Below are 19,516 nucleotides of genomic sequence, written 5' to 3'. Positions count from 1 at the left end.
GGGGACAGTGATGTGCACCAACTACAAAGCGCCGAACGAAGATCCGGGCATCAACGAGCTGAAGATCGGCATCGGCGACCTGTTTCGCCGCGCGCCGTGGGACGTCGACGTGTGGCCCGACTACCGGGCACCGGTCGTACTTCCGGACGGCGACGGCTCGGCCGTCACAGAAGCCGTGTTTGGCTTCTGGCCGAAGTTCATACAGCCGGACCGCGTCGACGAGAACGGCAAAAAGCGGAAGAAGTTCGACACCGTCAACGCGCGCGGCGAAGAGGTTGCCGAGAAGCGCCTGTATCAGCGCGCGTGGCGCGACGGCCAGCGTTGTCTGATACCAGCGCAGTACGTGGTCGAACCGTCATATCCGCATGCGAAACCGAAGGCCGGTGGCGGATGGGATCGCGGCCAGTGCGTGTGGCAGCGTATCGGCCTTGCCGACTGGAGCGCTTACTGCGTCGCTGGCATCTGGCGACGCTACCAGGGCGACGACGGCCGCGTGCTGATCGGTATGACCATGCTGACGCTCAACGCGGACGAACACCCGCTATTCCGCCTCATGCACCGGCCTGACGACGAGAAGCGGGGCGTCGTGATGCTACGGCCGACCGACTACGACGAATGGCTGCACACGAAGAACGTCGAAGCTGCGCGCGCGATGCTGCAGCTCTACCCGGCCGACGAAATGGCCGCCGCGCCTGATCGGCCGACGAAGTAACCAGCACTGTCAGCACGCGGCGGCACATTACTGCGCCGGCGGCACGTAAGGACCGAACCGCACGACCTCGAATCCGATCCAGTCGTTCAGCTCACGGAGCCGCGCCTTCAGCGGCTCGATCTCGAGGCCATTGAATACCCCGGCCGCCTTTTCCACGTCACCGAACCCACCCGCGTTCGACGGGATGATCCCCATCAGTTGCGGCGGCACACGGTGCGCCGCGAGCTGATCCTCGACGGTCACCTTCTTGATGTTCCAGAACTCGTCCTTCGCCGCGACCTCCCCGATCGGCAGGAGCTGGATACCGTCCTTCTTCCCCTTCGGCGCGTACATGAACAGGTTCCGGAAGTTGCCCGGCCCCTTCGCGTTCTTCAGTGCCGATCGCAGGTTGTCGACGTCTTCCTGCTTCTCAGCCGCGTCGGTCATGTACAGGATGAAGCCCGCGTGGCTACCGTTTTTGTAGTAGCGCCGGCGGAACAGCGTCGCGCTTTCGTTTAGCAAGGTCGAGTTCAGCGCCGACAGGTATTCGGGCAGCCCGTAAATCTCCTGGTTCAGGTCGGGCTCGTACAGGTGATAGACCGCGCCCTTCGGAAACGCATGCGGCTCGCGCACGTTCGTGACGAACCAGTATTGACCCGGCTCGACGCCCACCCGTGTGTATTTCGCAAGCGACGCCTTCAGGGCCATCGGCGCGCCGAGCTGGTTCGTGCGCAGCTCGAGGTAACTGTTCGCGAAGACCAGGTACTCGAGCACGAACCGGCTGAAGTCGGCCCGAGACAGCAGCGGATGCTCGATATACGACTGCACGAGGATGTTGCGCTTCACGTAGATGGCCGAGCTGTGATGCGGCGCGGCCCGGAACGAGCGCGCGAGCCCGTCCAGGGGCAGCGGCGGCTCGTACCAGTTTCCCATCCGCATACATTCAACATAGTCGAGCAGCTCGCGCCGATCCATCACTTCGATCGGATCGCCGAACGAAAATACCTCGGTGCGCGGCGCCGGTGCCGGCATCGAGTCGGCGGCCTGCTCGGCGCGGCCATGCGTGCGGCGCCCGGCGCCGCGTCGATACTTGCGTGACATCAGAAAATCTCCATGAATCCGGTATTGGTGCCCGTCGCGCCCTCGAGCGGCTCGTTTGCGAGCGCGTGCATGCACGCCCAGGCCAGGTCGCCGTGGCTCGCCTCTTCCGAGCGGCTCGCCTTGTACGTGACCTGCAGCCCGCTGGGCGTGATCGTTTTCTTGATCGCCATGAACGAGGCGGCGAGATCCTTCCAGCCCGTGTCGAACTCGAGCCGGCCCTTGCGGATCACGTTCTGCGCCTTCATCACGAGCGCGGTCTTGATCTCGACCGAGTAGTGGAACGGCGTCGCGGCCGGGAAAAACTTCGTGACGAGCTGATAGACGCCCTGCCCGATTCCGGTCGTGTCGATGCCGATGTAGGTGACGCGGTAGCGCCTGGTCAGCGCCTCGATCTGCGCGGCCTGCGCCTCGAAGTCCAGGCCGTGCCACTGGAACCGCTCGAGCACGCGGAATTTCCCGCCCGGATACTTCGGCGGCGCAATGACGACACAGCCCGCGCTGTCGCCCGTGTGCGACGGGTCGTAGCCGATCCACACCTCTTCGTCGCCGAACGGACGCAGGTACAGCGGCTTGAAGTCGTCCCACACCTCCCAGGTGTCGACCATGCACGTCTGCAACGTCGCCAGCGGAAACACCGACAGCGAATCGTCGATGAACTGGCACAGCAGCAGGTTCGCGTATTCCTCGGCGCTGTACTCGAGCCGCAGCCGATCGAGGTTGAACAGCGGCTTCTCCCCGCTGTTACACCCGCCGCGCACCGCATCCTCGACCGTCACGATCTGGCGCCACTGACCATCCGGGCACGACAGCCCCCCAGCCAGCGCCGTGTGTGAAATGTCGATCGAAACGTGCTGATCCTTCGGTCGGCCGCGGTTGAACAGCTTGCCCGACCAGAACGGATAGGCGTCGTGCGCGAGACTCGACGGCGTCGAGAAATACGTCTGCCGCCAGTGATCGTGAATCGCCATGCCCGACGCGACCTTCCGCAAGTCCTGGAAGCGCGGCACCCAGAAGTACTCGTCGAAATACAGGTTGCCGTGGTAGCTCTGCGCGGTGCGCGCGTTCGTGCCGAGGAAGTACAGCGTCGCGCCGTTCGGCAGCACGAGCGGATCGCCGCGCAGCTCGACGCCGACCGCGTCTTTCGCGAACTGGACGATGTACTGCCGGAACACGTGCGCCTGCGCCTTGCTGGCCGATAGGAAGATCTGGTTGCGCCCCGTGTTCAGTGCGTCGAGCAGCGCCTCGCGCGCGAAGTACCAGGTCGCGCCAATCTGCCGGCTCTTGAGGATGTTGCGAATCCGTTCCTTGAAGCCCGCGCGATACCAGGTGCGCTGATAGTCGAAGATCGATTCGAGAAACGCGTCGTTCAGCTTCGCAGCCTGCTCTTCGCTGAACGCGTTGCGATCGTCCGAGCTGCGCGCGCGGCGCGTGCCGCCCGTGCTCCCGGATTCGCTCACCTTTGCGTCGTTCGCCGGGCGCGAGCGCAACCGGTCGAGCTGGCGCGTCAGCAGGTCGATTTCCTTGTAGTCGCGCCCCTCCTTCGCCTCCTTCGTCACAAGCTTGATCAACTGCGCTTCGATCGTCATGTTCACGCGGTCAATCGGCTCAGTGTCGTCCCATTGATCGCGCTTTTTCCAGCTATAGAGCGTGGCCGGCTTCACGCCGAGCAGCTCTGCGATACGCGCGATTCGATACCCCTGCCAGTACAGGTCACGTGCGCGTCGGCGTGGATCTACGTCGGATGAATCGATGGGAAGTGCAGTCATGCCGCAAGGCTACCGACGCGCGCGCGTAGGCCCTACTGCATCCGGTTGTATCGGTTGCGCGCACAACCAACATGCATTGCGACGCCGGTTCGAACTGCCGAAACTGGAATCCCTGAACACAGCCCTCTCTCAGCGGATTCGCACATGGCACAGGACACGACGAAGACAAAGTTTTTCTGCATCGCGACGGAAGGCGCGACCACTGATGGTCGCAAGATCGATCGCACGATGCTCGAGCAAATGGCGAGCAGCTACGACCCGAAGACGTACGGCGCGCGCATCAACATGGAACACATTCGCGGCATGTATCCGGACAGCGCGTTCCGCGCGTACGGCGATGTGATCGCGCTGAAGACCGACGAACAGGACGGCAAGCTGCGCCTGCTCGCCCAGCTCTCGCCGACGAAAGACCTGGTCGAAATGACCAACGAGCAACGCCAGAAGGTCTATTCATCGATGGAAGTCGACCCGGATTTCGCTGGTACCGGCGAGGCGTATCTGGTCGGCCTGGCCGTCACCGACAACCCGGCGAGTCTCGGCACCGACATGCTCGAGTTCAGCGCGAAGCACAAGGCGTACGACACGCGCAAGCAACGCCCGGAAAACCTCTTCAGTGCCGCGATCGAAGCCGACATCGAACTCGACGACGAAACGCCGCGCACGAACGACACCAGCCGCTCGCTGTTCTCAAAGGTGTCCGGCTTGCTGAACCGCAAGAAGGCTTCCGACGACCAGCGCTTCTCCGACCTCTCGCAATCGGTCGTCGCACTCGCAGAAAGCCAGGGCCAGGTGCTCGAGCAGCTCGAGAAATTCAACGCGAATTTCGACGAGCTGAAGCGCGCGCAGCAGGACGGCGACAAACGTCACAGCGAACTGGTCGTGAAGCTGTCGCGCACCGATAGCAGCACGCAGCAGCGGCCGACGTCGACGGGCAGCGACAACGGCGCGCAAACCGACTGCTAACCCGCCCTCATCCCATTTTCGAAAGACGGAGAACCCATGCGGAACACTACCCGCGAGCAGTACAACCGGTTCCTGGCCCGCATCCAGGAACTGAACAGCGTCGGCGATGCAACGAAGAAATTTTCGGTCGCGCCGAGCGTGCAGCAGACACTCGAAACCAAAATTCAGGAATCGAGCAGCTTCCTCGGTCGCATCAACATCCACGGCGTCGAGGAAATGGAAGGCGAGAAAATTGGCCTCGGCGTGTCCGGGCCGATCGCGAGCCGAACCGATACGACCAAGCGCGCGCGTGAGACTCGTGACGTCTCGGCACTCGACAACCAGAAATACCGCTGCGAGAAGACGGACTACGACACCCATATTCGGTACCAGCAGCTCGACGCGTGGGCGAAGTTCCCGGATTTTCAGGCGCGCGTGCGCGATTCCATCATCGCGCGCCAAGCGCTCGATCGCATCATGATCGGCTGGCACGGCGAGAAGGTTGCGCCCGACACCAATCTGGAAACGAACCCGCTGCTGCAAGACGTCAACATCGGTTGGTTGCAGCAGTACCGCAACAACGCGAAGCAACGCGTATTCGCGGGCGTGAAGATCGGCAAGGGCGAGGAGTTCAAGAATCTCGACGCTGTCGTTTCGCTCGCGCGTAACGAGTTTCTCGACCCGTGGTACGCCGAAGATCCGAATCTCGTCGTGATCTGCGGCCGCGAGCTGCTCCAGGACAAGTATTTCCCGCTCATCAACCAAGCGCAGCCGTCGACCGAAACACTCGCAACCGACATCGTCGTATCGCAGAAGCGCGTCGGCAACCTGCCGGCCGTCAGCGTTCCGTACTTCCCTGCACATGCGCTGATGGTCACGCGCCTGGACAACCTGTCGATCTACTGGCAAATGAGCGCGCGCCGGCGCTCGCTGAAGGAAGTGCCTGAGCGCGATCGCATCGAGAACTATGAAAGCTCCAACGACGCGTACGTGATCGAGCAGTACGGCGCGGGCTGCGTGGTCGAGGGCATCCAGCTCGTCGACGCTGCGCCGGCACCGGTCGCACCGAAGGACGGCGCATGACGAACCCGTTCCGCCAACACTTCCAGCGCACCGTCGCGGCCACGGCCGCGCGCGGTATGCCGACGAGTGTCGGCGGGCTGCGCGACGACTCGGCGTACACGCTGATGCTCGCGCAGCTCGACGAACACCGCCGGGCGCTGAAGGCCGTCGAGTCGCTTGAGCGCAAGGCCGACCTGAAGCGGCAGTTTCTGCCCGCATACGACGCGTGGGTTGCCGGCGTACTGGACGGCGCGGCCGGCGCCCAGGACGACGTGCTGATGACGATCATGGTCTGGCGCATCGACGTCGGCGACTTCCGAGGGGCGCTCGAGATCGGCGCGTACGCGGTACGCCACGAGCTCGCACTGCCCGACCAGTACAAGCGCAGCACACCGTGTCTGCTGGTCGAGGAATTCGCCGAAGCCGCACTGCGTGCGAACCGGGCGGGCGATCCGATCCAGGTCGAGCCGCTGCTCGAGATCGAATGGTTGACCGTCGTTTGCGACATGCCCGATGAAGTGCGCGCGAAGCTGCACAAGGCCATCGGCTACGGCCTGGCTGCGTCCGATCCCGCGAAGGCTCTCGACCACCTGCGCCGCGCGTTGCAGCTCTTCGCGAACGTGGGCGTGAAGAAAGACATCGAGCGGCTCGAGCGCGAGCTGAAGAACTCCGCCACCGGGGGCCAGTCCGCCCCCGGTGGCTGACACCGAGCGTACCCCGCGCACCAGGCGGCACGGGGCCGTAGCCGGCACCGTCCGCGCGAAAGCCCCGTCCACCGCCTCTACCGATCAACCAGACGAACCCGACCATGTCCTTTGTCTCAACCCCGCCGCTGTCGCGCGCGCCGCCGGAATCGGAACCCGCCAAGCCGATCAAGAACGACCCGTTTTACCCGGATGTGTCGCTCGAGCACGCGCGCGACACGATGCGCCTCGACGGGTCCGTTACCGACGCCCGTCTGCGGCACGAGCTGCTCGCCGCGATCGCCGAGGTCAACGACGAGCTGCGCAGCGCACGCGCGATGTGGCGCGACGCCGGCATCACGTGCCTCACCGACGTGCCGGCCGACCAGCTCGACGGCGAAAGCGTACGGCTGCAGCAATATCGGCGCGCGGTGTACTGCCTGGCGAAAGCGACACTCGTCGAGCGGTACCGCGACTACGACACGACGGGCGATGGCGCCCGCCGCGCCGACGAGCTGGAACCGCAAGGCGACGAGCTGCGCCGCGACGCACGGTGGGCAATCAGCGACATCGTCGGCCGGCCGCGCGTCACCGTGGAGCTGATCTGATGGAGGTGCGCGCGCTGCAGGGCGAAACCGTAGACGCATTGTGCTGGCGCGTGCTGGGCCGCACGCGCGGCGTCGTCGAGTCAGTGCTCGACCTCAATCGGGACCTGGCGCAGTACGGCCCGATCCTGCCTCACGGGCTGCTCGTCGAGCTGCCCGACGAAGTACCGCAAGCGGCGCAATCCGGCGCCGAGCGGCTCCAGTTATGGGACTGAAGATGGCTGAACCTATTTCCACGTCGTCCGCGACGGTCGCAGCGCTCGGCGTCGCGACGCTGTCGCTGTTTCCCGGCGTCGACGCCAACGTCGTCATGGGCGCCTTTGCCGGCTCCCTGCTGTTCGTGATGACCGCGGCTGACCCGTCGATCCCGAAACGCATCGCGTTTTTCGTCATCTCGTTCGTCGCCGGTTGCCTGACGGCCGAGCTGTTCGCGGCCGCACTCGACGCGGTGCTGCCGGCGCGCGTCGAGGTGCACGCCGGCATCGGCGCGCTGATCGCGTCCGCGCTTGTCGTGAAGCTGCTGCTGTGGCTGATCGCCCAGGCCGACGCGCCCGACCGGCTGCTGAACGTGTTCAAGGGGAGGGAAAAGTAATGCTCACGACCCTCTACGTGCTGCTGTGCACGGCACTCGCGCTGCGCCTGGTGCTGTTCCGTCGCGGCACGAGCGCCCACCGGCCGCTCGCGTCGTGCCTGGCCTATGCGATCGCGGTGGCCGCCGGCGCCGCGCCGATCCGCGCGGCATTCGGCATGCTGCCGCCGGCGAACCTTGCCGACACGGTGCTGGTCGGCGTCCTGTGTCTCGCCGTGTACGGCGTGCGCGGCAACGTCGTCGAGCTGTTCCACCGTGGCGACCCGAGCGACTCGCTGATCGCGCGCACGCTGCAATTCAAGGTATGGGGGCGCCATGTATAAGACCCTTCGCCTGGGCGAACGTGGCGCCGATGTCGGCTACCTGCAACGCCAGCTCGTCGCGACTGGCGCACGTATCGACACCGACGCGATCTTCGGAAATGCGACGCGCGGCGCAGTGGTGGCGTTTCAAGCGTCACACGGCCTGGTCGCAGACGGCATCGCCGGCCCGAAGACCTGGTCGACACTCGCGGCCGGCCGCCGCGATCCGCGACATCTGACCGACGCGGACCTGCAACGCGCGGCCGATCGGCTGCAGGTGGATCTCGCGGCCGTACGCGCCGTCAACGAAGTGGAATCGCACGGCGCCGGCTTCTTGCCGGACGGACGGCCCGTGATCCTCTACGAGCGGCACATCATGTACCGCCAGCTCGCGGCGGCCGGCATGGACGCGGATGCACTGGCGGCGAAGTATCCAGCCCTGGTCAACCCGAAGCGCGGCGGCTACGCCGGCGACGCGGCGGAATATGCGCGCCTGGCGAGCGCGTCGCAGATTTCGTCCGCGTGCGCGCTCGAGGCGACGAGCTGGGGCGCGTTTCAAATCATGGGCTTCCACTGGAAGGCGCTCGGCTACCCGGACGTGTTCGCATTCGTCGAAGCAATGAGGGTCAGCGAAGCCGAGCAGCTCGAGGCGTTCGTCCGCTTCATCCTCGCCGACAAGACGCTGCTCGCCGCGCTGCGCGGCCGGAAGTGGGCGAAGTTCGCCGAGCTGTACAACGGCAAGGCGTACGCCGAAAACCTGTACGACGTGAAGCTCGAACGGGCATTCGATCGCTACAGCCGGACGGCCGCGTGACAGCCGGCGCTCGCACCTTAGTCGTCGGCGCGATCGCGCTCGCCGTTGCGGCCGTCGTCATCGCGATCCAGCATGCGCGCCTGGTCGACAGCGGCCAGCGCGTCGACGATCTCACGCGTGACGTGCGCGAGCGGACCACCGAGCGCGATGCGGCCCGCCGCGACGTGAAGGTCGTCACGCAGTACGTCGACCGTGTCCAGGTCGTCCGCGAGAAGGGCGACACCATCATCAAAAAGGTACCCGTTTATGTGGATCGCGAAGCTGATCGCGCCTGCGTTGTTCCTGTCGGGTTTGTGCGCGTGCACGACGGCGCCGTCGCCAACGTGCCGGTGGGCGATCCCGGAAGCGCTGATGCGGCCCCCTCGGGCGTTGCACTCTCTGCCGTCGCCGCAACCGTCGCGGGCAATTACACCACCTGTCACGAAAACGCCGAGCAGTTGATCGCGCTGCAGGCTCGCGTGCGCGACACCGAGGAACCAGCTCCATGAACAAGCCCGACAGCCTGCGCGCGGCTCTCACGGCCGCCCTGCCCGAGTTCGCCCGCAATCCCGACCGGCTGCACCTCTTCATCGAACACGGGGCGATCGCCGTCACCGCTGCGAAGTCGCTGTCGTTCGAGTACGCGTACACGCTCGACATCGTCGTGACGGACTACGCCGGCCATTCGGATCACCTGATGGTGCCGATCATCGCCTGGCTGAAGATCCACCAGCCCGAGCTACTGCTGAACCGCGACCTCTGCCGCGACGGGTTCAAGTTCCAGGCCGAGCTGCTCGACAACGGCAAATCCGACGTCGAGATTCTGCTGAAGCTGACCGAGCGCGTCGGCGTCATCGAGCAGCCGGACGGCTACGAGATTCGCCACTTCGGCGAACCGCCGATCGCGGGGACCTGATGGTCGACCGACTGTCTCGCGCCGAAGAATGGGCATCCGGCCTGCTCGGCCAGCTCACGCCCGCGCAGCGCGCGGTCCTGGCGAAGGGGCTGGCCGTCGAGCTGCGCCGGCGCCATTCGCGGCGCATCGCCGAAGCCCGCAACCCGGACGGCAGCCGGTACGAGCCGCGTAAGCCGCAGGCCCGGCGAAAGAAGGGCCGCATTCGCCGCGCGATGTTCGCGAAGCTGCGCACTGCCCGCTTCCTCAAAACCGCCTCGAACGCCGACGCGTCGGTGCTGCATTTCACGCGCCAGGTCGAACACATCGCGCGCGTGCACCAGGAAGGCCTGCGCGATCGCGTCGAACGCAACGGGCCGGTCGTCCAGTATCCGGTGCGTGAGCTGCTCGGCCTGGCCGATGCCGACGTCGACCGGATCGCAGACATCATCCTTGATCACCTTTCTCGATAACGTGACGGGCGGACAGATTTTCTTGGACGGTCCCTTGTTCAGAGGTTTCCAGGTCGCCAGAATGGGTACTCCACACCACGGAGGCCATGATGTCCATGATCGATCCCTATAAAGCCAAAGAAGCTATCGACCACCTGTCCAAAGGCGTGCAACTAAACGAGGTAGCGGACTATTTTTTGAATGGCATGTCGCAAATATTGCAGACGACTGACTATGCATCGAAAGGTGTCAGAGCCACGAAAGCTGGCCCTCTGGCTCTCGACATTTCAACGCCTCATGGAAGTGTCATCTGCAATGTCGAGCACGTGCGGATGGGTAGCGATCTCGCGGCTCGACTGACGTTCGTAGCAACTGGTAAAGACGTCGCTGGCAACACGACGGGGCGCAATATTCTCACCGTCGTAGTCACCGCGGACTGGTTTGTCGAGAGAATCGATGAAACGCCGTTGCCTCAATCTGGAAGGTTTGGATCAGCCGCTCGCAGTGACGACGTGATCATCGACGTCAGTGTGCTTGTGTTTATCGCCCTCCAGGGCAGTCTCACGGAAATCTGAACGGTCGACCGAGTGATTCGTTGTCGCAGCACTGAGGCCCGCCGAGCAATCTCCAGCGGGCCTTTTCGTTGTAACCCTCCACGGTACAACTAAATACGCGTGACCCTCTCCCGCGCGCGCGGCATCCTCGTCGCATGGATGATTTTGCTGACCTGAACCGCCGCCTCGAGAGCCTCCTGCGCGAGGGCACCGTGATCGACGTCGACCACGGCGCCCGCCGCGTGCGCGTGGAATCCGGCGGCCTCGAAACCGACTGGATTCGCTGGCTCGCGCAGCGCACTGGCGACAGCATCGAATGGGACCCCCCGACGATCGGCGAACCGGGCCTGCTGCTCTGCCCGTCCGGCGAGCCGACGACGGGCCTCTTCCTGCCCGGCGTCTACTGCGACGGCCACGACGCGCCCAGCTCGAATCCGAACGAACACGTACGCATCTATCCGGACCACGCGCGCATCTCGTATGACTTCGCCGCGCATGCGCTCACTGCCACGTTGCCGGCGGGCGCGACCGTGCATGTCGTCGCACCGGGTAGTGTCACCGTCGAAACCGAAACCGCGACCGTCAAGGCGAAATCCGTCACGCTCGACGCTGACGATACGACCGTAACCGGCTCGTTGCTCGTGAAGGGGCCGCTCACGTTCGAATCGGGCGCAACCGGCAAGAATGGAGGCGGCGCCGGCGGTGGCGGCTCCGTGATCGAGATTCAGGGCAGCGCGCACTTCACCGGCACCGTGACCGCTGATGTCGACGTGCAGTCGCGCGGCGTCAGCCTTGTGGGCCATCCGCACCAGGCGCAAGGCGAATTCGCCACGACGTCCAAACCGATTCCGGGTGCCGCATGATCGGTATGAACGCACGCACCGGCCGCGCGATCGGCGGCCAGGCTCACATCGAGCAGTCCGTCACGGACATCCTCTTCACGCCGCTCGGCACGCGTGTCATGCGCCGCGAGTACGGTTCGCTGCTGCCCGAGCTGATCGACGGCCCGGTCAATCCCCTGATGCGCATGCGCGTCATGGCGGCGTCAGTCATGGCACTGGCCCGATGGGAGCCGCGCATCCAGGTCAACCAGGTGGACTTCGGTAGCACCGGTATCGACGGCGGCGCCGTGCTCGAGCTGCAAGGCGAGCGCACGGATGGCCCGCGTGCGGGCACGCCATTCTCCGTACGCTTGCCGGCGACGAACGGCCGAGGTGCGGCATGAGAACCACACCGATCGATCTGTCGCAGCTCCCGGCCCCGGACATCGTCGACGAACTCGACTACGAAACGATCCTGGCCGAGAAGAAGGCGCGCCTGGTGTCGCTTTACCCGAAGGAACAGCAGGACGAGATCGCGGCCACACTCGAGCTCGAATCCGAGCCGATGGTGAAACTGCTGCAGGAAGGCGCGTACGAAAAAATGCTGCTGCTCGCGCTCGTGAACGAGAAGGCGCGCGGCATCCTGCTCGCGTACGCGAAACGCACCACGCTCGAGCACCTCGGCGCCCTCTTCGACGTCGACCGTCTGCTGATCTCGGCCGGCGACCCGGACCAGGGCATCGATCCAGTTTATGAGGACGACGACAGCCTGCGCGAACGCATCCAGCTCGCGCCGCGCGGCTTCTCCGTCGCCGGCCCCGACGATGCGTATGTGTTCCATGCGCGCGCCGCACACGGGCTCGTGAAGGCAGCGACCGCGTACAGCCCGTCGCCGTGCGTGATGATCGTCACGATCCTGTCGCGCGAAGGTGACGGCACGGCCAGCCCCGAGCTGATTGCGATCGTCGCGAAGGCGCTAGAGAAGAAGCGGCCGCAGGCGGACGAGGTCATCGTGCAGAGCGCGAAGATCGTCCGATACGCGATCCGCGCGACACTGCGCTTCTTCAATGGCCCGGATCGCGCGGTCGCGCTCGCCGAAGCGCAGAAGAAGACGCAGCTCTTCGCCGACTCGATGCACCGGCCGGGTTCCGAGGTCACGAAGGACGGCTTGTACGCGTCGATGCGCGTCGCCGGCGTCCAGAAGGTGTTGCTGGACACGCCGGCCGAAGGCGTGCCGATCGCGATCGACCAGGCGCCGTACTGCACCGGTATCGAGCTGACGGACGGCGGTGTGGCCGATGACTAAGCGTGCCCCCTCCCTGTTGCCGCCGAACGCGACGGTGCTCGAGTGGCGCCTGGCTGAAGCCAATGCTGACGTGCGCGAGATCCCGGTCGAGATCGACACGCTGATGGACCCGGATCGAATCCCGCTGCGCTTCCTGCCGTGGCTCGCCTGGCACATGGGCGTCGACACCTGGCGCGATGAATGGCCCGAGCAGGTGAAGCGTGCGCGCGTGAAATCCGCGATCCGTATCGCCCGAAAGAAGGGCACGGCTGACGCCGTGCGCGACGTCTGCGCCTCGTTCGGCGCGAACGTCGCGATGCGCGAGTGGTTCGAAAAAGCGCCGCGCGGTGTGCCGGGCACGTTCGAGATCGTGATGACGGTAGGCGCGCGTGACGGGGTGCCGGCCACCGCGCAGTACGTCAACGACATCCGGGCCGAGGTCGATCGCGCAAAGCGCGGGACGGCTCACTACACCTTCACGCAGGGCTTCAGCATGCACGGGCCGATCGGCGTCGCATGCAGCGTGCGCGCGGCCGTCTATCGCCGCCTCTCTCTCACGGACTAACGGACATGGCTGGAAATCTCATCTACATCACGGACGCCGGCCGCGCCGCACTCGTGGCGCCCGGCAACACCGGGACCACCGCGCGCCAGGTCACGCAGATTGGCCTCGCCACTGCGGCGTTTGCGTTCAAGCCGGACATGACAGCGCTGCCGAGCGAGCTGAAGCGGATCACGACGTTCGGCGGCGATACGGTTGCGAAGGATACGATCCACATCGTGGTCCAGGACGACAGCGCGGACCAGTACAAGCTGTTCGGCTTCGGTCTGTACCTGGACAACGGCGTGCTGTTCGGCGTCTACGTGCAAAACGATCCGATCCTCGAAAAGGCGCCGGCCTCGATGCTGCTGCTGGCCGCGGATACCGTGTTCGCCTCAATCGACGTGACGAAGCTCGTGTTCGGGCCGACATCGTTCCTCAATCCGCCGGCGACCACCGAGCGCAAGGGCGTCGTCGAGCTGGCGACGCAGGCCGAGGTCGACGACGGCGCGGACGACACGCGCGCCGTGACGCCGAAGACCGCTGCGAGTCGGTACGCAGCGCTCACGGGCGCGCGCTTCACTGGAAACGTCAGCGCGGCGCGCGGGTTTGCGGCGACCGGCCTGGACGACGGGGGGGCAAACTTCCGGCTGATGAACGGTCGCGATGTTCTTCTGCGCAACGACGGCTCGAACTTCTACGTGCTGCTGTCGGGTGGGAGCGGCCTTGGTGCGTCTTGGAACGACTTCCGACCGTTCACGATCAATGTGTCGACCGGTGCCGTCATGCTCGACCAGACTGGAATCGGCACGTATGTCGGTGGCCAGTTGAACGTCAAGGGCTCGCTCAACGTCAGCAATGGTCCCTCTGAAGGCCGCATGCTGATCGGCCCGAGCGGCGGGTACTTCTTCGGTACCGGAGCGTCGGCCGGCTTCTACCTGCCGTCCACCGGTGCGATGTTCGCCTTCGACTTCGCGAAAAAGAACTTGGTCATCGGCAGCGGGAGCGAGGTCTGGCACGCGGCGAACCTGCCGAACCCCGCCCAAACGACCGGTATCACCATGTCGGGGCAGTTTCTCGCGGCCGAGGGCTCGGTGGGCAGACCCGGCATTTCGTTTGTGAACGACGGCACGCCCGACACGGGGTTCTTCCATGTCGCCGATGGCGTATTCGCGGTCACGAACAACGGGCAGGAAACCATGCGATTCGTCGCATGGGGTAACGGCCGATCGAATCGCGTCCTCATCGGCACCACGGTCGACGACGACGCGAGCAGCACGCTTCTGGTCGGCGGCAACGCCGCAACGCGCGGACAACATACGTTCGGCACGGGAAAGATCGTCACGTGGGCGAACAGTGATGCCGCATGGGGCTACCTTCGCACGAACGGAAACATGACGATCGGTAGCGAAGCTGCGCAAGGAATCGTGCAGATGATTGCTGCCAACGCAGAAGTTGCGCGGTTCGTGCCCGGCGGTCGGCTGTTGGTCGGTACGAACGCCGACGACGGCACAACGGCAATTCAAGCGAAGGGCTCGATCAAGGGGACCAGCGGAGTGGGCGCACTCGTTGCCTCGAACGGCGGTGGATCGGCGCAAACGTCAATGATTCTGCGGCGCGAAGGTGGGGCAACCGACCAGAAGTCGTGGGAAATCCTTCACGGTGGCGACGGGACATTTGCCATCCGCACGCCGAACGATGCGTACTCGGCAGCTCAGAACGCGCTGTGGATCACGCGCGGCAGCGGCGCTGCTGTCGGGACCGTGGTCTTGATGCAAAACGGCGGGCGTGTGCTGGTCGGCACGACGAACGACGACGGCAAGAATGCGATACAAGCGAATGGCGGCATCGCTGCGTCGGGCGGTGTAGTGGCGCGCGGCATGGATAGCAACGGCGCCAGTTTCCGGGCGATCAACGGTCAGTACGGCGCGTTCATGCGCAACGATGGGACCGTCGTCTATCTGCTGTCGACCAAGGCCGGCGACGCGGAAGGTCTGTTCAACGACTTCCGGCCGCTCTCATGGAATCTTGCCTCGGGCGACGTGACGATCGCGGGCAACGGCTCGTCAACGGTAGTCGGCGGGACCTTGACTACGCTCGGCGCGTTGAAGCTGAATCCTAGCGGTGAGGGCGTAATCCGGGCAGGGTCGAACGATGGCTACTTCTTCGGCAACCTGGATCGCTGTGGCTGGTATTCGCCGACGAAAGGATCGTTCCAGTATCACCACGCTGAACGCGCCCTAAAGGTCAACGATAAGGTCGTCTGGCACGAAGGCAACCTGACGCCGCTCGATCGCAACCTCGGCGGCCAGGTCAACGGCACCGTGACGTTGTACGGTCCCGGCGAGTACGGCTCTCAGCTCGTCCTGAACGCGAACGGATATGCGCCGCGCATTCAGGCGAAGGCGTCGACGCAAGAGTGGATGGTCACGAACGGCGCGAACTCGGCCGCAAACCTCGTCGTTTCGGATAACGGCGTGGTGAACTTCCCGCGTGCGCGCCCGCAATGGGCGGGCGGTCTGACACCGTACGACACGGGCAATTTCGACCCGAACGCGAAGGTGAACAAGGCCGGCGACACCATGACCGGCGACATTCGCGTGAAGCAGCCGAACAACACTGACGCGCGCGGGCTCGTGCTCGCGCGGGCGGACAGCACTGCGCAGGCGTGGATTCACGGCACGGCCAACGGCAACTACTCGGCGTGGGCAACCATGAATCCGGACGGCTCGTGGAAGTCGAACCCGATCACTGTCTACAACGACGACAACCGCGTCCAGTTCAACAGCGATATCCACGTCACGGCGCTCTCGCGCTTCTATAACCGCCCCACGCTGAACCGCGACGGTTGGCAAGCTGACATCGCCATGCGGAACAACCGGCCCGGCTACGACTCGTGGTCGTACCTTCGCGCCCGTGACGGCGGGGGCGTCGAAATCATCAACAGTGCGTACAACGCGGTCACGTGGTCTGTTGACGATTGGGGAAACACGTACATGCGTGGTCAGCAGATGCTCACAACGAACGGGAATCTGAACCTGACGTGGCGGGGCCGCTGGCTGAGTGACGAGATTGAGGCCATTTGGGGAAGCATCAACGCCCGAGCTGGCGCGGGCGCGCGCGTGCAGTGGGATTCCGGCGTGAACAATTTCGGCACCGTCGATCGACTCGGCGGCGCACTGCCCGCGCCGTGGGTTGTGTGCGGTTTGAGCGGCCCCGGCAACGGCACGGCCAACGCGATCGTGGTCTACGGCGTATTACTGAGAAACCAATGACGAACAACTTCATGCTCCACGTCGAGCAAGCGGCTTTCATTCTGTCGAAGAAATTCCCGCAGCTCGTCCGCTGCAAGGACTACTGGGTCGCGCATCCGGTCGACGAACAGACGTACGAACAGACCAAGACGGCATGGGTTCCGATCTGGACGCCGACCGACATTGCGCCACCGACGCCAACGGATCTGTTGCGCTGGTGGCCCGAGTTCCAGGAAGAGTTCGAACTGGCCGATGCAACCGCGAGCGTGCGCCGCCGGCGCGACGAGCTGCTCGCCCAGGTCGACCCGCTCGTCGAACGGGCGGCCGACGCCGGCCAGGCCGAGCTGGAGACCGCTCTTCGACGCTACCGCGCCGAGCTGCGCAATGTCCCGCAGCAGGCAGGATTCCCGCTGAACGTTGTGTGGCCGCAGTCACCCACACAAACGAATTGACACACACCAACAGGAGTTAGAAATGGCAATCAAGAAAAACGTTGTTCTCGCATCGACCGGCGCAACGGCCGGCTTCCACGTTATCGGCAACGTCTCGATCGACGTGTTGAGCGGCACCACGCTCGCATCGATCAACAGCTACGTGTCGGAGGAAACGCACAAGGCAGGCAAGCAAGCGCTGCAGCTCTCGGCGAGCATTGCCGTTGAAGGCGTACCGGAAGAGAACGAAGGTGCTGTGACGTACATTCATCGTCGCCTGATCGAAGCGAAACCGGCAGACGATAAACCGGTCGCCGGTCAACCGATGCTGTACAACGCGCTCGACCGCTACATGCTGGCCGGCGGTGTGATCGTCGCCTAAGCAACACCGAGGCGACATAGGAAGGAAAGGACGCGGCGACGTGCGCGATGGTGGAACATCGTACACGCCCCGCACCCGCAGAGCAGACCTGCAGGATTGGCCAGGGCCGCGACACCTCTCGAGAGGCGCCGGCATCCTAGCACAGGCAGGAATCACCCCATGCAGGACATCCGTTGCGGAAGCTGTAACCGCAAGCTTGGCGCCGGCGAGTACGTCCGGCTCAACATCAAATGCCCGCGTTGCGGCGCGATGAATATTCTGAGGGCCGCGAGCCCCCTACCCGCAGGCCACCGAGCCTCCGATACGAGGGAATCGCCCCATGCAACACACCATCTCCGCTGATCTGATCAACCGCGTGCACCAGGCCGACGCGCTGAACGTTCTGCGTGCGCTGCCCGATGGCTGCGTCGACCTGACGTTCACCGATCCGCCCTATTCGTCGGGCGGCATGACGATCGCGTCGCGTAGCCAGGCGCCGTCGACCAAGTACATCCAAACCGACACAAAGGTCGCCTATCCTGAATTCCAGCACGACAACAAGGATCAACGGTCGTGGACGTTCTGGTGCATGACCTGGCTTGCCGAGGTCTACCGCGTCAGCCGCAACGAAGCGCACTTGGCTTGCTTCGTCGACTGGCGCCAGTTGCCAAGCCTCACCGATGCGATCCAGGCCGCCGGCTTCACCTGGCGCGGCGTCGCCGTGTGGGACAAGACGAGCGGCCGCACGCGTCCGCGTATGGGCGGCATCGCACAGCAGACGGAATTCCTGGTCTGGGCGACGAAGGGCGCTGTGCGGCGCACCGACGTGTCTCTCCCTGGAGTGTTCACCGAACGCCTCCCGCTTCCGAAACGCCACATGACCGAGAAGCCGGCGCAGCTCGCGCGCGACGTCGTGCGCCTGGCACCGGCCGGTGGCGTCGTCCTGGACCCGTTCGCCGGGTCCGGCACGTTCCTCGCCGCAGCGAAGGGCGCCGGCCTGAACTGGATTGGTTGTGAGCTCGAACCGAGCTACCACCAGGTCGCGACGGCGCGCCTCGCCGAGCTGGACGCGCTGCCCGTCGCAGCATAGCAACGGCCCGCAGCGACTTCGGTTGTAGCCGGACGCTGTACAACCTCCCGCGCGTGATCTGCGCGCGCGTGGAAGGCAATCTTTCGGAAGGCTCACTTCCGGGAGATTGCATGCCTTCTGATTACCACCACGGCGTACGCGTCATTGAAATCAATGGCGGTACGCGCCCCATCCGCACGGTCAGCACGGCCGTGATTGGCCTGGTCAGCACCGGCGACGATGCCGATGCGACCACCTTCCCCGAAAACCGGCCCGTCCTCATCACGGACGTAAAGGCCGCGATTGGCAAGGCCGGCACGAAGGGCACGCTCGCGCGTTCGCTCGATGCGATCGCCGCGCAGACCTCCCCGCTGATCGTCGCCGTGCGCGTACCAACTGGCAAGGATGCGGACGCAACGACCAGCAACGTGATCGGCACGACCACCGCGGACGGCCAGTACACCGGCCTGAAAGCGCTGCTCGCCGCGAAGAGCCGACTTGGCGTCAAGCCACGTGTGCTCGGCTGCCCTGGTCTGGACACACTGCCCGTCGCGGCCGAGCTCGCAACAGTCGCGCAGCAGCTGCGCGGCTTCGGCTACGTCAGCGCGTTCGGCGCGAAGACCAAGGAAGAGGCGGTCGCCTACCGCGCGAACTTCGGTCAGCGCGAGCTGATGACGATCTGGCCGGACTTCGTGAACTGGAACACGACCACCAACGCCGAGGACATCACCTGGGCAACGGCGCGCGCGCTCGGCATGCGCGCGAAGATCGACGAGCAAACCGGCTGGCACAAGACGATCTCGAACGTTGTCGTGAACGGCGTAACAGGTATCAGCCGCGACGTGTTCTGGGACCTGCAAGACCCGAACACCGACGCCGGCTACCTGAACAGCCACGAGGTCACCACGCTCGTGAACTCGGATGGTTACCGTCTATGGGGTTCGCGCACGTGCTCCGAGGACAAGCTGTGGGCGTTCGAAAACTACGTGCGCACCGCGCAGGTGATCGCCGACACGATGGCCGAGGCGCACATGTGGGCGGTCGACCAGCCCATGAGCCGCACGCTGATCAAGGACATCGTAGACGGCGTCAACGCGAAGTTCCGCGCGTGGAAGACGGCCGGCTACCTGATCGACGGCGAGTGCTGGTTTGATCCGGCCGCGAACGAGAAGGATTCGCTGAAAGCCGGCCAGGGCTTCCTCGACTACGACTTCTGCCCGACCCCGCCGCTCGAGGACCTGACGTTCCGCCAGCGCATCACGGACCGCTATCTGCTCAAGTTTGCGGAAAGCATCGCCGTCTGACGGCTCGCCACTCACCAT

At 64.8% G+C, this 19,516-nt stretch carries 25 protein-coding genes; 23 read left to right on the top strand and 2 right to left on the bottom strand.

The features are described 5' to 3' along the window. Nucleotides 1-10 precede the first annotated feature (10 nt). Entirely contained in the window at nt 11-712 is a 702-nt protein-coding gene (locus ACN22W_RS01035) for an SOS response-associated peptidase family protein (protein ID WP_419687350.1), read from the top strand. A 27-nt stretch (nt 713-739) separates the two neighbouring features. Here the strand turns inward: ACN22W_RS01035 and ACN22W_RS01030 are convergent, their stop codons facing one another. Together ACN22W_RS01030 and ACN22W_RS01025 are read right to left on the bottom strand one after the other, a co-directional pair. After that, entirely contained in the window at nt 740-1,792 is a 1,053-nt protein-coding gene (locus ACN22W_RS01030) for a phage portal protein (protein ID WP_419685801.1), read from the bottom strand. Next, on the bottom strand, nt 1,792-3,558 hold the full coding sequence (locus ACN22W_RS01025) for a terminase ATPase subunit family protein (protein WP_419685799.1): 1,767 nt from the start codon (nt 3,556-3,558) through the stop codon (nt 1,792-1,794). The genes ACN22W_RS01030 and ACN22W_RS01025 overlap by 1 nt, the downstream gene beginning before the upstream one ends. A 144-nt stretch (nt 3,559-3,702) precedes the next feature. On the opposite strand from ACN22W_RS01025, the gene ACN22W_RS01020 reads away from it, so the two are divergent. From ACN22W_RS01020 to ACN22W_RS00915, 22 genes are all read left to right on the top strand, one after another. Beyond that, nucleotides 3,703-4,521 carry a GPO family capsid scaffolding protein gene (locus ACN22W_RS01020; protein ID WP_419685797.1) on the top strand — a complete coding sequence of 273 codons (819 nt, stop codon included), beginning with the start codon at nt 3,703-3,705 and terminating at the stop codon, nt 4,519-4,521. Between the two features lie 36 nt (nt 4,522-4,557). Next, a complete protein-coding gene (locus tag ACN22W_RS01015) occupies nt 4,558-5,583 on the top strand; it encodes a phage major capsid protein, P2 family (protein ID WP_419685796.1) in 1,026 nt (341 codons plus the stop codon). After that, nucleotides 5,580-6,266, top strand: a complete 687-nt coding sequence (locus tag ACN22W_RS01010) for a terminase endonuclease subunit (protein WP_419685794.1) — start codon at nt 5,580-5,582, stop codon at nt 6,264-6,266. The genes ACN22W_RS01015 and ACN22W_RS01010 overlap by 4 nt, the downstream gene beginning before the upstream one ends. A 104-nt stretch (nt 6,267-6,370) precedes the next feature. Beyond that, nucleotides 6,371-6,853 carry a head completion/stabilization protein gene (locus ACN22W_RS01005; protein ID WP_419685792.1) on the top strand — a complete coding sequence of 161 codons (483 nt, stop codon included), beginning with the start codon at nt 6,371-6,373 and terminating at the stop codon, nt 6,851-6,853. Beyond that, nucleotides 6,853-7,065, top strand: a complete 213-nt coding sequence (locus ACN22W_RS01000) for a tail protein X (protein ID WP_419685790.1) — start codon at nt 6,853-6,855, stop codon at nt 7,063-7,065. Before ACN22W_RS01005 ends, ACN22W_RS01000 begins: the two co-directional genes overlap by 1 nt. Nucleotides 7,066-7,067: 2 nt before the next feature. Next, on the top strand, nt 7,068-7,442 hold the full coding sequence (locus tag ACN22W_RS00995) for a putative holin (RefSeq protein ID WP_012327676.1): 375 nt from the start codon (nt 7,068-7,070) through the stop codon (nt 7,440-7,442). Beyond that, nucleotides 7,442-7,762: a phage holin family protein gene (locus ACN22W_RS00990; RefSeq protein WP_419685788.1), complete on the top strand. Its 321-nt coding sequence runs from the start codon at nt 7,442-7,444 to the stop codon at nt 7,760-7,762. Before ACN22W_RS00995 ends, ACN22W_RS00990 begins: the two co-directional genes overlap by 1 nt. Next, a complete protein-coding gene (locus tag ACN22W_RS00985) occupies nt 7,755-8,555 on the top strand; it encodes an N-acetylmuramidase domain-containing protein (protein WP_419685787.1) in 801 nt (266 codons plus the stop codon). Before ACN22W_RS00990 ends, ACN22W_RS00985 begins: the two co-directional genes overlap by 8 nt. After that, nucleotides 8,552-9,043 carry a hypothetical protein gene (locus tag ACN22W_RS00980; RefSeq protein WP_419685786.1) on the top strand — a complete coding sequence of 164 codons (492 nt, stop codon included), beginning with the start codon at nt 8,552-8,554 and terminating at the stop codon, nt 9,041-9,043. Before ACN22W_RS00985 ends, ACN22W_RS00980 begins: the two co-directional genes overlap by 4 nt. Then, the gene (locus ACN22W_RS00975) at nt 9,040-9,450 is read left to right on the top strand and encodes a phage tail protein (protein ID WP_419685785.1); all 411 of its coding nucleotides are present in this window, start codon (nt 9,040-9,042) and stop codon (nt 9,448-9,450) included. The genes ACN22W_RS00980 and ACN22W_RS00975 overlap by 4 nt, the downstream gene beginning before the upstream one ends. Beyond that, nucleotides 9,450-9,899, top strand: coding sequence for a phage virion morphogenesis protein (locus ACN22W_RS00970; RefSeq protein ID WP_419685783.1), 450 nt, complete (start codon nt 9,450-9,452; stop codon nt 9,897-9,899). Before ACN22W_RS00975 ends, ACN22W_RS00970 begins: the two co-directional genes overlap by 1 nt. Before the next feature lie 89 nt (nt 9,900-9,988). Beyond that, nucleotides 9,989-10,453 carry a hypothetical protein gene (locus tag ACN22W_RS00965; RefSeq protein ID WP_419685781.1) on the top strand — a complete coding sequence of 155 codons (465 nt, stop codon included), beginning with the start codon at nt 9,989-9,991 and terminating at the stop codon, nt 10,451-10,453. 134 nt (nt 10,454-10,587) lie between these two features. Next, nucleotides 10,588-11,295, top strand: a complete 708-nt coding sequence (locus ACN22W_RS00960; protein ID WP_419685780.1) for a phage baseplate assembly protein V — start codon at nt 10,588-10,590, stop codon at nt 11,293-11,295. Next, complete coding sequence (locus ACN22W_RS00955; protein WP_419685779.1) at nt 11,292-11,657, top strand: GPW/gp25 family protein; 366 nt, start codon at nt 11,292-11,294, stop codon at nt 11,655-11,657. Before ACN22W_RS00960 ends, ACN22W_RS00955 begins: the two co-directional genes overlap by 4 nt. Further along, entirely contained in the window at nt 11,654-12,559 is a 906-nt protein-coding gene (locus tag ACN22W_RS00950; protein WP_419685778.1) for a baseplate J/gp47 family protein, read from the top strand. The genes ACN22W_RS00955 and ACN22W_RS00950 overlap by 4 nt, the downstream gene beginning before the upstream one ends. Then, entirely contained in the window at nt 12,552-13,103 is a 552-nt protein-coding gene (locus tag ACN22W_RS00945) for a phage tail protein I (RefSeq protein ID WP_419685776.1), read from the top strand. Before ACN22W_RS00950 ends, ACN22W_RS00945 begins: the two co-directional genes overlap by 8 nt. Before the next feature lie 5 nt (nt 13,104-13,108). Further along, the gene (locus ACN22W_RS00940) at nt 13,109-16,354 is read left to right on the top strand and encodes a phage tail protein (protein ID WP_419685774.1); all 3,246 of its coding nucleotides are present in this window, start codon (nt 13,109-13,111) and stop codon (nt 16,352-16,354) included. Continuing rightward, nucleotides 16,351-16,785 carry a phage tail assembly chaperone gene (locus ACN22W_RS00935; RefSeq protein WP_419685772.1) on the top strand — a complete coding sequence of 145 codons (435 nt, stop codon included), beginning with the start codon at nt 16,351-16,353 and terminating at the stop codon, nt 16,783-16,785. The genes ACN22W_RS00940 and ACN22W_RS00935 overlap by 4 nt, the downstream gene beginning before the upstream one ends. A gap of 22 nt (nt 16,786-16,807) precedes the next feature. Further along, the gene (locus ACN22W_RS00930) at nt 16,808-17,146 is read left to right on the top strand and encodes a hypothetical protein (protein ID WP_419685770.1); all 339 of its coding nucleotides are present in this window, start codon (nt 16,808-16,810) and stop codon (nt 17,144-17,146) included. Nucleotides 17,147-17,305: 159 nt separating this feature from the next. Further along, a complete protein-coding gene (locus ACN22W_RS00925) occupies nt 17,306-17,488 on the top strand; it encodes a Com family DNA-binding transcriptional regulator (protein WP_419685768.1) in 183 nt (60 codons plus the stop codon). Continuing rightward, the gene (locus ACN22W_RS00920; RefSeq protein WP_419685767.1) at nt 17,466-18,215 is read left to right on the top strand and encodes a DNA-methyltransferase; all 750 of its coding nucleotides are present in this window, start codon (nt 17,466-17,468) and stop codon (nt 18,213-18,215) included. Before ACN22W_RS00925 ends, ACN22W_RS00920 begins: the two co-directional genes overlap by 23 nt. A 110-nt stretch (nt 18,216-18,325) precedes the next feature. Continuing rightward, nucleotides 18,326-19,498, top strand: coding sequence for a phage tail sheath protein (locus ACN22W_RS00915; RefSeq protein WP_419685766.1), 1,173 nt, complete (start codon nt 18,326-18,328; stop codon nt 19,496-19,498). Nucleotides 19,499-19,516: the final 18 nt, after the last annotated feature.

Origin of the sequence: Burkholderia theae (assembly GCF_048565265.1) — a bacterium.
Lineage (GTDB): Bacteria > Pseudomonadota > Gammaproteobacteria > Burkholderiales > Burkholderiaceae > Burkholderia > Burkholderia theae.
This window is presented reverse-complemented; position numbering and strand designations above follow the sequence as displayed.